This is a genomic window from Candidatus Acidianus copahuensis, assembly GCF_000632495.1.
GTDB classification, from domain to species: Archaea; Thermoproteota; Thermoprotei_A; order Sulfolobales; family Sulfolobaceae; genus Acidianus; species Acidianus copahuensis.
The window spans coordinates 66,087-80,397 of the sequence record NZ_JFZT01000019.1 but is presented as its reverse complement, the minus strand read 5'-3'; the positions used below and the strand labels follow the sequence as shown (position 1 = coordinate 80,397).

Genomic DNA, 14,311 nt, shown 5'->3' with positions numbered 1-14,311 from the left:
CTAATTCAAGAAATAGAACATGAGAGTAAAAAAACTAAGGGATCTCATGGAAAAAGAAGCATTGGATTACGTTATTCTTTCTCCAGGAAGTAATACCTTCTACCTAACTGGATTTTTCGAAGAACAAATGGAAAGACCTCTCTTCCTCATAATAAGTAAGGATGATGAATTCTTCCTTGCTCCTAAATTATATGAGGAACAGCTAGAGAAAACAAAGATAGCTACAATATCGTATGAGGATGGGGAAAATCCATATTCTAAACTTACGCTAAAGACTGGCTCGTCAATAGGAGTTGACGATCAATTATGGTCAGTTTTCTTAATTCAAATAATTAACAACTTTAAGCCTAGCAAGATAATTGAAGCCTCAAAGATGTTAAGAAAGCTAAGGGCAATAAAGGATGAACAAGAAATATCTACTATGAAAGAAGGGATCAAGATAGCTGAGAAAAGTTTTCTTCAATTTCTCGACTATGTTACTGAAGGTATTCCAGAGTGCAAATTAGCAAATATTCTAGAAGAAAAATTCATTGAAAATGGGGCAGATGGATATTCCTTCAAGACCATTCTTACCTCTGGGCCAAATACTTCTATGCCTCATTTGAGATGTACTGATAGAAAAATAAATAGAAACGAACCAATAATAGTGGACTTCGGAGTAAAATACAAGAATTACTCAACAGATACAACTAGAGTAGTATCTATAGGAAACGTCTCAGAAGATGTGAAAAAAGTTTATGAAATAGTGAAGGAGGCTCAAATATCCGCCGAGAACGGCGAGGAAAATATGACAGCAATGAAAATAGACTCTCTAGCAAGAGAGAAAATAACGATGGCCGGATATGGAAAATTTTTCATTCATAGGACTGGACATGGAATAGGAATTGATGTACATGAAGACCCATATATTTCCCAGGATAATTTAGAGAGAGTCACTAATGGAATGATATTTACGGTCGAACCTGGAATTTACGTACCTGGAAAGTTTGGCATAAGGATTGAAGACATGGTATTTATGGAAAAGAGGGGGAAACCTCTGAACTCCCTTGAAAAAAATATCTTTATTGTATAATTTTTTTCTTTATAGATGAAAGTATATCTACACCTTCCTTTATTTGATCTTCATTTGAAATGGCAACGCTTAGTCTTGCCATAGTTTCTCCTCCCCTTAAGAAAAAAGGTTTGGCTGGAACAAAACTAAGTCCAGCATTTATTGCTTCATTGAATGCCTTCCAACTATCTACTCCTAAATTTAAAAGCAAGAAAAATCCACAGCTAGGATTGTTGAAGTTCTGAAATCCTTTATCTAATAAGGAATCTCTTAATACTTTCATTTTCCTAGAATAATGTTTTGCTAGCTCTTCCGTTCTAGATTGAATTAAGCCCTTTTTTAATAGACGCGATACTACGTATTGGTTAATAGTTGATGTCGAGAAATCAAGTTGCTCTATAAGAGATATTTTTTCTGCAATTTCTCCTCTAAGAACTGAAAAACCTATTCTCAATCCTGGAGCTAAGACTTTGCTGAAACTACCAACATAAATTACTCTACCATCTTTATCGAAATATTTTATTGGTTTAGGCAAATTGCATGCTATTGGTCTATAAGGATCATCTTCTATAATGTAAAAGTCATTTTCTGAGGCTAACTCAACCAATTCCTTCCTTCTCGTTTCACTTAAGTTAACCCCTGCAGGATTGTGACAATTAGGTATTATATAGAGAAGAGATATCTTAACAACCTTAATCAACTCCTTAAGCTCATCTACTTTTATACCATTTTCATCTAAGTCAATCGGAAGTACAACAGAAGATCTTAACTTTAGGGCGTTAAAAGTTTCGATAAACGTTGGATTCTCTACTGCTATTGTATCGCCTTCAAGGAAATATTTTCCTAAAAGCTCCATTGCATGCTGGGCTCCACTAGTTACAACTATCCTGTCGTTCTTGTCTAATATGCCTAAAGGACTTAAATATTTTTCAATTTCTTCTATAAGTTCTTCCTGTCCTCCAGCGCCTGGATACGATAGTGCCTTAGCCCCAAGATCTTCTAGAACTTCATTATATGTTTCTTCAATCTCCTTAACGGGAATCGTAGAAGGATCTGGAGATCCACTCGCCAAGTTTATTCTGGTCTTTTTTGCCTTTTGTGAGGCTAACTCTACTGGAGAAATTTCTATTTGTTCCCCAATTCTGGAAACCATTTACCGACGACCTCTACTTCTTTTCCTAATCCCATCTTTACTGCTTTCTCATATATTACCTTGAGAACTGCAACATCCTCTAAACCTATTCCTGTAGACTTAAAAATGGTAATCCCTTCTTTATTTATCTTAACTTTTCCAACTAAAATTGAAGAAAAACCGATTACTTTACTTACGTCTAACATATTCATCTTATTGGCTAATACTAGATCTCCAGCCTCTTCAAGGGCCTGTTCTACATCTTCAACGGCTATAGTCTCCGAGGCTTTAATTACCTCAGGATATGCCTCAACTCTTTCAGGTATATTAGAGCCCATAAGGTTCAAGTGAAGGGGTTTATTTATGTAATCCAGTTTTATAAAGGGATCCTTTGCTGAAGTTATTGAAACTACAACTTCTGATGACTTGATTAGGTCTTTTATCGAAGTTGAAGTGTTGACTCCAATTCCCCTAGATCTAAGGAATTCAAGAGATTTAGATAACCTCTCTTGAGATCTAGTAAATACTGTTGGAGAAATCCCCTTTATTGAGAAAAAGCACTCTACTTGAGCTAAACCCTGCTTACCAAGACCAATTATTCCAACGGAGGAATAGTTACCCTTGATCACATCTGAGGCTAATACAGAGAGGGCAGACGTTCTTATCTGACCCATCCTATCAGACTCAACAATAGCTAGAAGTTCACCTTCTGACGAAAATAGCATAGAGATAAAATTACCTTTAATATATGTCTTAAAACCAACGTAATTGTCAATCCCTCCTGCTTGATATGTGAGAGTTGTGCCAAGGAAAGAAGTTCTAACTCTCTTAGAGTTTACTGCATTTTTACCCCCAAGTTTCTCAAACGCTTCCCTTAAAGCCCTATAAGAATCCTTAAAATTAAGGATAGATGCTACATCCTTTTCCTTTAACAATAGAGCCAAAGTTGTTCCTTATAATCTAGAGGCTATTTCCTTAAAAACACTCTTTTTCACGATCTTATATCCATGGAGCTAACGCCAAGACTTCAAGACATTCTAAACATGGTTAAAAATAAAGGGGAAATAAATGTGAAGGACTTAGCCCTTGAACTAAAGGTATCTCCAAAAACGGCAAAAGGATATGTGAAAGAACTTGAAAGACTAGGATTTATAACTGTAGATGAAAGGGAAGTAATTAAACTAAAAGCTGAGGGAGAAAACGCTATTGAAAAATTAGAGAAGATTGTACAAATCCATGAGAGCGAGATTAATGCTCTCAAGAAAGAAATAGACGACTTAAAGGAAGAGGTTTTGAAACTTAAGAGGAAGAGTAAAGCTTGAGTAAGTACTTAAACCATGTATACATCTCTTTTGTAGTAAGTTTACTATTTCCATTTTCTCTATCTCTAAAAACTATGGGGATCTCTCCAATTTTAAGTTTTGCTTTAATTATCGAATAAATTGCACATATCTGAAATTCAAAGCCATTAGCATTATCGCATTTTATAACTTCCTCTAAAGCTCTCTTAGAATAAAGTCTATAGTTAGAGGTATTATCGTGAAGTGGAGATTTAAGAAAGAATTTAACCAAAAAATTAGCCCCTTTACTAATAATTCTCCTTTTTAATGGCCAGTTCTCTATCTTTCCTCCCTTGATATACCTTGATCCGATAACTAAATCATAACCTTCTTTTCCTTTATCTAAGAAATATGGTAGATATAATGGATCATGACTGAAATCTGCATCCATTGTAATTACATATTCAGCTCCTTTATCAAGGGCAGTTTTTATCCCAGACCTTATTGCCGATCCTAAACCCCTTTCAGTTTTTCTTTCAACTACAACCAAGTTAGAAAATCCTAAAGAATTTAGAGCCTCTAATGTGCCATCTTGACTATTATCATCAACAATTAGGACAGTAGCATCAATTGTAGAATTTATAACTTTCACTAACCTAGTTATATTTTCCTTTTCCTTATAGGTCGGGATAACTATGTAAATCATTTAATCACCTGCACATTTTCCATATTTCATCGCCTAAGAAATGAAGGGATTGAGCGAACTTTCCCTTCTTAGTGGAAAGAGCCTCTTCGACGGTTATAAGCATTTTCATAACAGCTATAGGTCTCTCTGCAGTTGTCTTGACTAAAATAATATCTCCCGGCTTACTATTTTCGCAATGAAAGGACTTAATACCAGGAACAAAAAGATCTGCACCTTTGAGTATGGCTCTTACTGCTCCTTCATCAACTTCAACATATGGAAGATCTAATTTCAGGGATTCTATTAAGCATAATGTCGGTATTAGTTCTTCTGAAAATAAACTGAGCTTTCCATCAAAGAAGAAAAAAATTTGTTTTTTCTCTTTTCCTATTTCAGCCTTTTCGGGATTTATGTCTATATTGTATTTTTGTTTTACCTTCTCAATTACAGCTTTAAGTTCCTTCTGAGACAAAAAGTGCCTTTGCATTAAACCTCATCTATTTTTATAGGCATTTTGACTATCTTCTTACCTAAGCAGTTTTCTACAGCATTAACTATAACCGGAGTCCCAACAACTGCACCCGCTTCGCCTACGCCTTTACTTCCAGTAGGATGAGAGGAAAGACCTTTTTCTATATATTCCCAAATAATAGTAGGAGATTCCACAGCAGTTGGAAATCCGTAATCGTTGAGGTTAGAGTCTACTAAACTTCCCTGACCATCTATTACTGCCTCCTCGTAGATTGCTTGTGCTATACCTTGAACAACTCCACCTTGAATTTGCCCTTCTGCGGTTAATGGATTAATTACTTTACCTATATCGTCAATGGCAACATACTTTTTTACTTTAATAATTCCAGTATCCTTGTCCACGTTAACTAAGGCCATATGAACACCGTATGGCGTAGTTGGTTTTCCTGGATTGTAGACATACGTCACATCTAATGGTATACCGTTAGAGTAGGCAAAGGATATTACTTCCCTTATCGTTGCAGATTTACTATCCTTCCTACTTGTAATTTTCCCATTAGAAATCTCAATTTCGTCTGGCTGCGCATTCAACATTTTTGCAGAAGCTGAGACCAATCTTTCCCTTAATTCTTGGGAAGCCTTCATTACTGCTGAACCACCAACCGTTATAGTTCTACTCCCCCAAGTGCCTATCCCGTCTTCTATGATATCAGTATCGCCCCACTTTACCTCGATCTCATCCATAGAAATCCCTAAAACGTCTGCAGCTATCTGTGCCATTCCTGTAGCATCTCCTTGTCCATGAGGACCTGAACCGGTTATAACGACCACTTTTCCATCGGACTTTGCAAAAACTCTAGCTGTTTCCCATGGACCAAAAGAAGTTATTTCAACGTACATGCCCAACCCTACGCATTCATCTCTTTTAGCCTCAGAGATCAGCTCTTTATACTGAGATCTAGCTCTTTCTAAAATTGACGGATAATCTCCCGTATCATAAGTTATCCCAAATCCGTTCTTATATGGCATCTCTTCTGGCCTTATAACATTCTTGAGTCTAACATCTATTGGATCTAATTTGACTTCGTTAGCAATCATGTTAATTATCCTCTCTATGAAGTAAGTGGCCTCTGGCCTTCCGGCTCCCCTGTAGGATGTTGTTGGAACCTTATTTGTATGTACTGCTATGGCGTTAACTAATGCATCCCTTATTCTATAAGGACCTAATATCATCCTTGTTGTACTTAATACGTTACCAGACTCATCGTCATTAGCGTCATAATAGGGTGCGCCCAAATCTCCTATTACATCTCCCTTAAGGGCAGTTATTGTACCATCCCTCTTAAAGCCGACCTTAAACTTAAACTTTTTATCCCTTCCATGCCCAGCACTTATCATTTCCTCTGTCCTGGTTGGAACCCATTTGAGGGGAAAGCCAGTTCTAATTGCTAACTTGGATACCGCATAATATTCTGGATGACTTATTATCTTACTGCCAAATGCTCCACCCACATCTGGTTGGATAACCCTTACGTTTGACATTCCAAGATAGCTAACCAAATTCCTTCTCAAGAAATGAGCGGACTGCGTAGATGACCAAACAGTAAGCTTTTGACCATCAAAATTGGCTAAAATACCTCTGGTCTCTATAGGAGATGCTATGACTCGTTGATTAATCAGTTCTCCATCAATCACGAGATCACTTTTCTCTAGAGCTTTATCTGCATCACCAGAAATGTACTGTTTATTAAAGTATATATTACTCTTTAAGCCAGTATAAACTTTTACCTCATCCTTAACTGCTTTTTCTGGATCTAGAGTAAATGGAAGGTCAGTATATTCTACTTCAATACTCTCTAAAAGATCATATGCTTCATATCTATCTTTTGCTATTACAATTGCTATAGGCTGTCCAACATATGTTACTTCCTTACTTGCTATTGGGAAGTCAGCTCCGGGATTTATGTCCTCACCTGTAAAAATTCCCTCTGCTTTCTTGACGTTAATATAAGCATGTGGCTTACTTGATCTTAGAAAAGCAACAAACATTTCTCCAGGTAACTTAATATCATCTACATATGTTCCCTTTCCTGTTATTAGCCTAGGATCTTCTATCCTCTTTATCGGCCTTCCTACATATTGCATAAATAGAAGTATATATTTATATCCTTAAATTTTTTGGGATTTTAGGAAAAAGAGAATCAAAGTTTAACCTCTTCTTAAATAGTTCACTCTAACTAGTGCTGAAGGATGAGTAGAAAGTAAACCTGCTTTTCTCTCTCCAAATTTCATAATTAAGTCAATAACGTTTTCCTTCCCTACTAGACTACCGGCAAAGCTATCTGCTTGTATTTCAAAAAGCCTTGAAAGAAATCTCTGAAGTAAAATCATTATGATGGAAACTATAATTAATATGTAAGGTGTGCCGAAAAAGTAAAGAGATATGGCAAGCATGATATTAATAAACAGTAGCGTTTTAAGATGATGCAATAGCTTAATATGTCCTATCTCATGAGCAATAGCTGCTGATATATCCTCTAAGGGCAAGTTTAGCATACCAGAAGTAATTATTAATTCTCCATTGTAAAAGGAAAATGCATTCACTTCGTTCCTTTCCATAACCTTTACTTTCACGTTACCAAAATTAGTAGGAATTTCGATAACCTTTAACTTTCTAGTTAAAATAAAAGGAATAGCAAGGTAAATAACGTCAACAGCAATTAATACAAGAGAGAGTAATATGAAAGTGTTCATATTATAAACTATTTATGTACTACTATATATACTGTGCCAAGAAAGTTTCGCTTAAATTCTCGTGGATGAGCGTAAATATATGAGGGCAATTCTACTTGAAGGTGGTAAGCCAGTCTTAAAGGAAGTTCCTATCCCTAAACTATTAGAAGGAGACGTATTAGTTAAGATGAAAGCTTGTGGACTATGCGGAACAGACGTAGAAAAGATATGCGGACAATACACAGCCTCACAGCCCATATTAGGACATGAACCTGCAGGAATAGTTGAACAATCAACTGTAGACTGGATTAAACCCGGTGAAAGAGTTTTTGCTCATCATCACGTACCATGCTACGAATGTTATTATTGCAAAAAGGGAAGTCCTACAATGTGCCCTTACTACAGAAAAACAAATTTAGATCCAGGAGGTTTTTCGGAATACTTCAGAGTTCCAGCATGGAATGTTTCACGAGGAGGTATTCTTAAGCTTCCAGATAATGTAAGCTTTGACGAGGGATCCTTTATAGAACCTCTCGGCACCGTAGTTAGAGCTCAAAGAAGAATAGGAATAGAAGACAAGGATTCAGTTCTAGTTGTAGGAGCAGGACCCATGGGTTTACTTCATGTGATGCTTCTCAAAACAAAAAATGTAGATAAGGTAATTGTATCTGACGTCTCTGAATTTAGGGCAGAATTTGCATTAAGTATAGGTGCTGACGTGGCTCTTAATCCAAAGAAAATAAAAGTTGAGGAAGAGGTGAGGAAATTTACAGAAAATAGAGGAGTTGACGTGGCAATAATTGCCTCAGGATCACCGACTGCAATAGTTTCAGGATTAAGATCTGTTAGAAAAGGAGGAAGAGTTCTTTTATTTGGCGTTCCATATAAGGGGACAGTCCTAGATTATGACGTTAGCGATCTACTAAATAATGAAATTTCTATTATATCCAGCAATGCAGGAATAGAAGAGGATATGATTGAGGCTCTTAGACTTATCTCGACGAAAAAAGTTCAAGTTGAAAAACTTATAACTCATAGATTTAAGCTAGAAGAATTTAATGAGGCCATAAGGATATCCAAAGATGGAAAAACCATAAAGGCAATAATATATAATTAATAATATAATTAAGTAAAGGGTTAGAGAGATTTTAAAGAGTCTAAGGGCTTTTTCAACGTCCTCTTTTGTGGGGAGATTCCCATTTCCTACAGCGTAAAATCCTTCTTTTTCTAACTTGACTCCTAAGAGGCCAGCTACTATTGAGATAGGATACTTTGCGTTTACACTTTCAATCTCATGAGTTTGTCTTAGCGTATTTATTGCGTTCCTAATATCTAAATTCATGAACCTCCCAGCTATTATCATAATAAGTCCAGTTATTCTAGCAGGTATGTAATTCATTATAGTATCAACTTTTGCAGAAAAATATCCTTCCTTTCTGAGTTCATCTGTTTTATATCCGACCATACTATCCATAGTATTCCCTAACCTCTGAAGAAGAGAACCAGGGATACCAAATAAGAGGAACCAAAAAAGAGGAGAGGTAATACCGTCAACTAGACTCTCAAAGAGGGACTCAATAGCGGCTGACCAAATATGAGGTAAATCAGCCTTTGAAAGATCTCTTCTTACTATTTGTTGCACAAATTCTCTAGATTTTTTCTCGTCTAGTGATGATGAGACTAATTTGTACAACAGCTTAATGGAAAAAGTTGTTTTAAGAACAAAAACTACAAGCAGGAAACCTATTATACCCGTAGGAAGTAAAGTTGGCAATGAAAAAAGGAATAGTACGGGGAAAACAGATATTATCCATATTACTATTCCATAGATATAGCCTTTGTAAGGTTTTATGATCTTCTCAGCTATTTTACCCGTCATAACAACTGGATGAATATAGATTGGTGGTTCTCCAAGAACTAAATCCAAAGCTAATGCACTAAGGAGATCAAGTAGCAATATCTCTCCATCAATAGCATTATCGGAAAGGATAAAGTTATCGCAGCTCCAGCCAAATCTCCAGTAGAACCTCCTATATACCTAGCAATAAGAATGAATAGAAAAGTCAGAATGAAGAAGGCAATTAAAGGATAAAATAGAATGAATGGAATTACTTGAAGTATAACGTATGGATACTTTCTTCTTAAATAAGAGCTGAAGGTCTTACCAATACTACTCCATTCAGCTGGTCTATATAAGGACAGTACAAGTATTCCGATTCCTCTAGCTGAAATCTCTGCTCCAATAAGATTAAGGAAAGAGTAAATTGAAGGTGAAGGCATTGTTTCAAGAGATACAATCATTAGAGATAAATACACTAGAGCCATCCCTATTCCCCCAGAACCAACTTGCACATCCTTGATTGCTAGTATTCTTCTTTGAGGATCTCTTACCATTAGTCCATCTCCTATATCGAGCAAGCCATCTAAGTGATTAAAACCCCTAAATATTTCAATTACTGGAATAAGGAGAATTCCTCCTATTCTTCCCAGGAAATGAAAGAAAATGTAATAGAAGGAAAAATCTACTACACTAGCAATTAATCCTATAATAAGGGGAGATAAGAAGCTATATTGCGCTATAACCTCAATATCAGCTTTTACTGATGGAATAATAGTAAAGAACGATATCTCCGAAAGGATTCCTTTTAATGCCTTCATACGTAGTGGATAGTGTGGCAATTATAATATCTTCTACTATGAGTGATTCAGGGAAGTCATTCGTAACAGCTGGATTAGTCAGAATATTAGATGGTATTCCATTTAAGGCTCAAAATATGTCACTAAACAGCTATCCTTCTATTGAAGGAGGAGAAATGGCTTTCATTCAAGCATTTCAGGCAATGGGTTCCACACTAGAACCTTCTTGGTCTATGAACCCGGTTTTACTAAAGCCCTCTGGAAATGGAATAGAGGTAATTCTGTTTGGAAAGTCCTTAGGTAATATGAGCGCTAAAAAATACTACTCTAATATAGGAGAAATATGGAAAAAAATAAGAAATCTTGTTAAAAAAAATACTGTAATAGAAGCAGCTGGGGGAATTGAACCAAATTTTATGGATAACGATATGACTGCTATTCTCCCTTCGTATGACCTTAAGATTCCAATAATTCTTGTGCTAGATATAGATAGAGGAGGATCATTCTCATCCGCTTACGGGGTATACAACATGGTTCCACCATCTATTAGGGAAAAACTTTCTGGATTTATAATAAATAAATTAAGAGGAGAGGAAAAATATCTAGAAGATGGAATTAATTGGCTAACAGAAAGAACAGGAATGAAGTACTTAGGTTCAATTCCCTATATAGACGACGTACCGATGATGGCAGAGGATTCAATGAATATTAAGGATATCGGGGATGGAGAAATTGAAGTTGGCGTAATAGCTTATCCTTACATGAGTAATTTTAATGAGTTTCAAGCGTTGGAAAAATCTAACGCAAGAGTTAGATTCATTAGAAGTCCAAAAGAACTAAAAAAATCCGATGTTATTGTCTTGCCTGGCACTAGGAACACTTATGAATCACTAGTCTGGCTAGTTGAGAGGGGATTTTCTGAACAAATTAAGAAAATGCCCACTCTTGGGATATGTGGTGGTTTCCAAATTATGGGGAAAAAAATCGTTGATTTACACGGAATTGAAAGTGGATCTCCTAAAGAATATCAAGGTTTGGGAATTTTTGATATTGACATAATATACGAAGAAGAAAAAGTAGTTTCAAGGTCAGTTGCTGAGTCTGAATTCGGTATTGTTGAGGGATATGAAATAAGGAGAGGTAAAATTGAATATAACAATGATAAACCAGTTTTTAAAATCTTTGAAAGAAATAATGAAAAAGTTGAAGTTTACGATGGAGCATTAAAAGGAGATAAAATTGGAACAAGTTTGCATGGTTCTCTTTATTCTTCCCTTAATCTCTTTGGAATAAAAAATAACTCGAAAAGGATTGATGAGGAGAGTAGAGAAAAAGTAGATAAAATAGCAAGAATCTTGAGAAAATACATAGATGTTGAAACTGTAGAACAAATTTATACCTCAAATATAGTGTAACATGTGTTCAATCCCAGTCAGTTCGTAGAAGAGATAAGACCTCAAGTTTACAATGTCACAAAAGGCGAAAAGGTAGTTGCTGCAGTGAGTGGTGGGGTGGATAGCACAACTGCAGCTGCACTAATGTATACTCTTCTTGGTGATAAAGTTATTCCTGTAATGCTTGACACCGGTTTCCTTAGAAAAGGAGAAGCGGAGAAAGTTAAAGAAATGCTAAAAAATGTGATGCCTTTAGAGGTAATTAACGTTGAAGATAAGTTCTTTTCTGCTCTTGAAGGAAAAAAAGACGCTGAAGAAAAAAGACATATCTTTAGAGACTTATTTTATGAGAGTATATCCGAGATCGTTAAAAGGTATAATGCATCAGCCTTAGTTCAAGGTACAATTGCAGCCGATTGGGTGGAAACTCAGGGCGGTATAAAAACTCAGCACAACGTTTTGGTTCAGATGGGTATAGATACTCAGACAAAGTGGGGGTTTAAACTTATTGAGCCTTTAGCAGATCTCTACAAGAATGAAGTCAGGGAACTAGCCAGATTCTTAGGTTTACCTAAAGATATCTCAGAGAGACAACCATTTCCTGGACCTGGACTTTTAATAAGATCAGTTGGAGAACTAACTAGAGAAAAACTCGAAGTAGTCAGAGAGGCTACCGGAATAGTTGAAAAATATCTAGAAGGTATGGCATCTCAGTACTTTGCTGTTGTTATACAAAATAAATCTAAAATAGATAGAGAAATATCTTCAGAATTAGGTAAAGAAGTAACAATCTACTCAGACAAAGCTACTGGAGTTAAGGGTGACGTTAGAAGCTATGGCAAAATTGCAGGGATAAATGTTGAATTAAATTATCCCAAAATAAGAGATCTAGTAAGTAAAATTACAAGACATGATATAACCCATGTTGGGATAAAAATCCTATCAACAGAAAAAGGTAATTATAGTGTAATAATTAGAGCTGTAAAAACTGAAGATTTCATGACGGCGGACTTTGTGGAGCTGAATGAGGATATCCTAATATCCATAGCTAAAGAACTAGTCAAAATAAGAGGAGTAGCAGAAGTTTTATATGATGTAACATCTAAACCTCCAGCTACTATTGAATTTGAATAAAAGATTATAGTTTAAAATTATAAATATCTAAAAAAATATTCCTACTTTGCAATAGCTTTTTCGTCTTTTAGCTTCTCCAGTAATTGAATCCTTTTTGGAGATGCTGGATGGTCGCTAAAGAAGTCATCATACCAGTGAACCTTCTCCTTCTTCCAGTGCTCTATAAGTTCATCTACGCTAGCCTCGGATACGTCTTCTGGAACGTCTACGGGAGAGAAGAACAACATATTAGTTAATGATTTACTGCTGTTTCTCTGCTTGTATTTTTCGATAATTCTTGGATCAGTCGACAAAGTTATCTTAGCCAATGCCCTTTGCAAGTTCTCAGCTCCTCCAGGTACAGTTAATGCAGAATTTACATCAGCATAAGCCTCTCTCATCCTATTCAAGAATAATACGAAGAACTGGAACACATAACTTATAGCTAGCATTGCTATTCCAACTAGCCATAGTGTTCCAGCATTATTTCTACCGTTTCCCTCACCACCAAACATTCCACTAAATATAAAAGTATAGCCTAACCAGAACATTAAAGTCGGTATCAGACCTACAGCCATAAGCAACTGTACATCCTTGTGCCTTAGATGCCCTAACTCATGACCTAGAACTGCCATTATTTCATCCTTATTTAACATTTTCAATAACGGAAGAGTTATTGCTACTCTATTCCCTGTTAAAGGACTTCCATAAGCAAAGGCATTAGGGAACGGAACATCGGCTATATAAACTTTAGGAGTTGAAAGCTTATTATACATTGCCACTTCATTTACTAGTCCTACCAACCAACCATATCTAGGATCTTCAGGTGAAACTTCAACTGCTTTATACATTGCATTTATCATATAAGGTCCTAAAAGCCACTGTATTATCGAAAAGAACGCTACAAATCCTAGAATTCCAGATATTACTAGAGGAGCGAAACTAACACCGTACAAGTAAGCTACAACTGCAAATGCTACTGCAAAGCCTAAGAGCAGAATAGATAAGGTAGTAAAAAGCATTCCAAGTTTAAGTTTTAATACTGTTAAGTTCATAGCCTTTCTAATATCCCCTTCTCCAAATGAGTTTATAAATCTTAGCCATGTAAATCTTTTCGTGTTAATTATAGTATATTTAAACTTTTAAAAATAAATTGAAATTAATGTAATACAAATTAAGGAGGAATGAAAGAAAAACGTATAACATACGTTATACCTGATTTACTTACCTTCTATACTTTCATATGATCTTTACCTCGTTTAAGATCAGTATAGCCTTTTATGGTCCAACGGTTAATGCGTTTTCAACTCATCCCTCCAACTTAGAGAGCAGAACTTGTTTGCGTTTTCCATAAAGAAGTCACAGAAAGCTATACTAAGTTTTAAAAGTTTCTTTTTCGTAATATCAATATATGGAAGAAACAATAAAAGAGTATATGAGAACTTCAGTTATAACTGTATCAAGCAGTATGGATATAAGAGAAGCTGCTAAGGTTATGACAGAAAGTAACGTTGGATCAGTAATAGTAATTGAAGGAGATAAACCAAAGGGAATAGTTACAGAAAGGGACATAGTTAGAGCTATAGGTAAGGGTAAGGGACTTAATGATAAAGTCGATGACATAATGACAGTTTCTTTAATAACTGTGAGGGAAGACTCTCCTGTTACGGCAGCACTTAGCTTAATGAGAAATTATAATATAAGACATTTACCTGTTGTCGACGATCAAGGGAAATTAAAGGGAATTATTTCTATAAGAGATGTAGCAAAAGCCCTTGACAACATATACGAAAATAGCTTATATTAGCACAACAT

Annotated in this window: 15 protein-coding genes; 6 read left to right on the top strand and 9 right to left on the bottom strand. The window is 35.8% G+C overall.

Translation table 11 applies throughout. From position 1 onward, the window contains the following. Positions 1 to 19: 19 nt before the first annotated feature. A complete protein-coding gene (locus CM19_RS03040) occupies positions 20 to 1,072 on the top strand; it encodes a M24 family metallopeptidase (RefSeq protein ID WP_048098972.1) in 1,053 nt (350 codons plus the stop codon). Here CM19_RS03040 and CM19_RS03035 read toward each other — a convergent pair. Both CM19_RS03035 and CM19_RS03030 read right to left on the bottom strand, forming a co-directional pair. Further along, on the bottom strand, positions 1,062 to 2,204 hold the full coding sequence (locus tag CM19_RS03035) for an aminotransferase-like domain-containing protein (RefSeq protein ID WP_048098971.1): 1,143 nt from the start codon (positions 2,202 to 2,204) through the stop codon (positions 1,062 to 1,064). The two genes, CM19_RS03040 and CM19_RS03035, sit on opposite strands and share 11 nt — an antisense overlap. Then, positions 2,177 to 3,127, bottom strand: a complete 951-nt coding sequence (locus CM19_RS03030; protein ID WP_048098970.1) for an ornithine cyclodeaminase family protein — start codon at positions 3,125 to 3,127, stop codon at positions 2,177 to 2,179. Before CM19_RS03030 ends, CM19_RS03035 begins: the two co-directional genes overlap by 28 nt. Positions 3,128 to 3,190: 63 nt before the next feature. Here CM19_RS03030 and CM19_RS03025 point away from each other — a divergent pair, with 63 nt between their 5' ends. Next, positions 3,191 to 3,505 (top strand): Sul12a family chromatin-organizing protein, encoded by a 315-nt coding sequence (locus CM19_RS03025; protein ID WP_048098969.1) that lies wholly within the window; start codon positions 3,191 to 3,193, stop codon positions 3,503 to 3,505. Here CM19_RS03025 and CM19_RS03020 read toward each other — a convergent pair. From CM19_RS03020 to CM19_RS03005, 4 genes are all read right to left on the bottom strand, one after another. Next, entirely contained in the window at positions 3,483 to 4,169 is a 687-nt protein-coding gene (locus tag CM19_RS03020; RefSeq protein WP_048098968.1) for a polyprenol monophosphomannose synthase, read from the bottom strand. The two genes, CM19_RS03025 and CM19_RS03020, sit on opposite strands and share 23 nt — an antisense overlap. A gap of 4 nt (positions 4,170 to 4,173) precedes the next feature. Beyond that, positions 4,174 to 4,635, bottom strand: coding sequence for a DUF1947 domain-containing protein (locus CM19_RS03015; protein WP_048098967.1), 462 nt, complete (start codon positions 4,633 to 4,635; stop codon positions 4,174 to 4,176). Then, positions 4,635 to 6,764: a glyceraldehyde dehydrogenase subunit alpha gene (gene cutA, locus CM19_RS03010; protein ID WP_048098966.1), complete on the bottom strand. Its 2,130-nt coding sequence runs from the start codon at positions 6,762 to 6,764 to the stop codon at positions 4,635 to 4,637. Before cutA ends, CM19_RS03015 begins: the two co-directional genes overlap by 1 nt. Before the next feature lie 63 nt (positions 6,765 to 6,827). Next, entirely contained in the window at positions 6,828 to 7,373 is a 546-nt protein-coding gene (locus CM19_RS03005) for a M48 family metalloprotease (RefSeq protein WP_048098965.1), read from the bottom strand. A 79-nt stretch (positions 7,374 to 7,452) separates the two neighbouring features. Here CM19_RS03005 and CM19_RS03000 point away from each other — a divergent pair, with 79 nt between their 5' ends. Then, positions 7,453 to 8,469 carry a zinc-dependent dehydrogenase gene (locus CM19_RS03000; RefSeq protein WP_048098964.1) on the top strand — a complete coding sequence of 339 codons (1,017 nt, stop codon included), beginning with the start codon at positions 7,453 to 7,455 and terminating at the stop codon, positions 8,467 to 8,469. On the opposite strand, the gene CM19_RS02995 is transcribed toward CM19_RS03000, so the two are convergent. Then, positions 8,398 to 9,309, bottom strand: coding sequence for a cobalamin biosynthesis protein (locus tag CM19_RS02995; protein WP_048098963.1), 912 nt, complete (start codon positions 9,307 to 9,309; stop codon positions 8,398 to 8,400). The two genes, CM19_RS03000 and CM19_RS02995, sit on opposite strands and share 72 nt — an antisense overlap. Then, complete coding sequence (cobS, locus tag CM19_RS02990; protein ID WP_048098962.1) at positions 9,282 to 10,010, bottom strand: adenosylcobinamide-GDP ribazoletransferase; 729 nt, start codon at positions 10,008 to 10,010, stop codon at positions 9,282 to 9,284. The genes CM19_RS02995 and cobS overlap by 28 nt, the downstream gene beginning before the upstream one ends. Positions 10,011 to 10,024: 14 nt before the next feature. On the opposite strand from cobS, the gene CM19_RS02985 reads away from it, so the two are divergent. Both CM19_RS02985 and CM19_RS02980 read left to right on the top strand, forming a co-directional pair. Continuing rightward, entirely contained in the window at positions 10,025 to 11,404 is a 1,380-nt protein-coding gene (locus CM19_RS02985) for a cobyric acid synthase (RefSeq protein ID WP_048099002.1), read from the top strand. Between the two features lie 3 nt (positions 11,405 to 11,407). Further along, positions 11,408 to 12,517 carry a GMP synthase (glutamine-hydrolyzing) gene (locus tag CM19_RS02980; protein ID WP_048098961.1) on the top strand — a complete coding sequence of 370 codons (1,110 nt, stop codon included), beginning with the start codon at positions 11,408 to 11,410 and terminating at the stop codon, positions 12,515 to 12,517. A gap of 41 nt (positions 12,518 to 12,558) precedes the next feature. Here the strand turns inward: CM19_RS02980 and htpX are convergent, their stop codons facing one another. Further along, positions 12,559 to 13,551, bottom strand: a complete 993-nt coding sequence (htpX, locus tag CM19_RS02975; RefSeq protein ID WP_048098960.1) for a zinc metalloprotease HtpX — start codon at positions 13,549 to 13,551, stop codon at positions 12,559 to 12,561. Positions 13,552 to 13,907: 356 nt separating this feature from the next. Between htpX and CM19_RS02970 the strand changes: the two genes are divergently transcribed. Next, a complete protein-coding gene (locus tag CM19_RS02970) occupies positions 13,908 to 14,303 on the top strand; it encodes a CBS domain-containing protein (RefSeq protein WP_048098959.1) in 396 nt (131 codons plus the stop codon). Positions 14,304 to 14,311 lie beyond the last annotated feature (8 nt).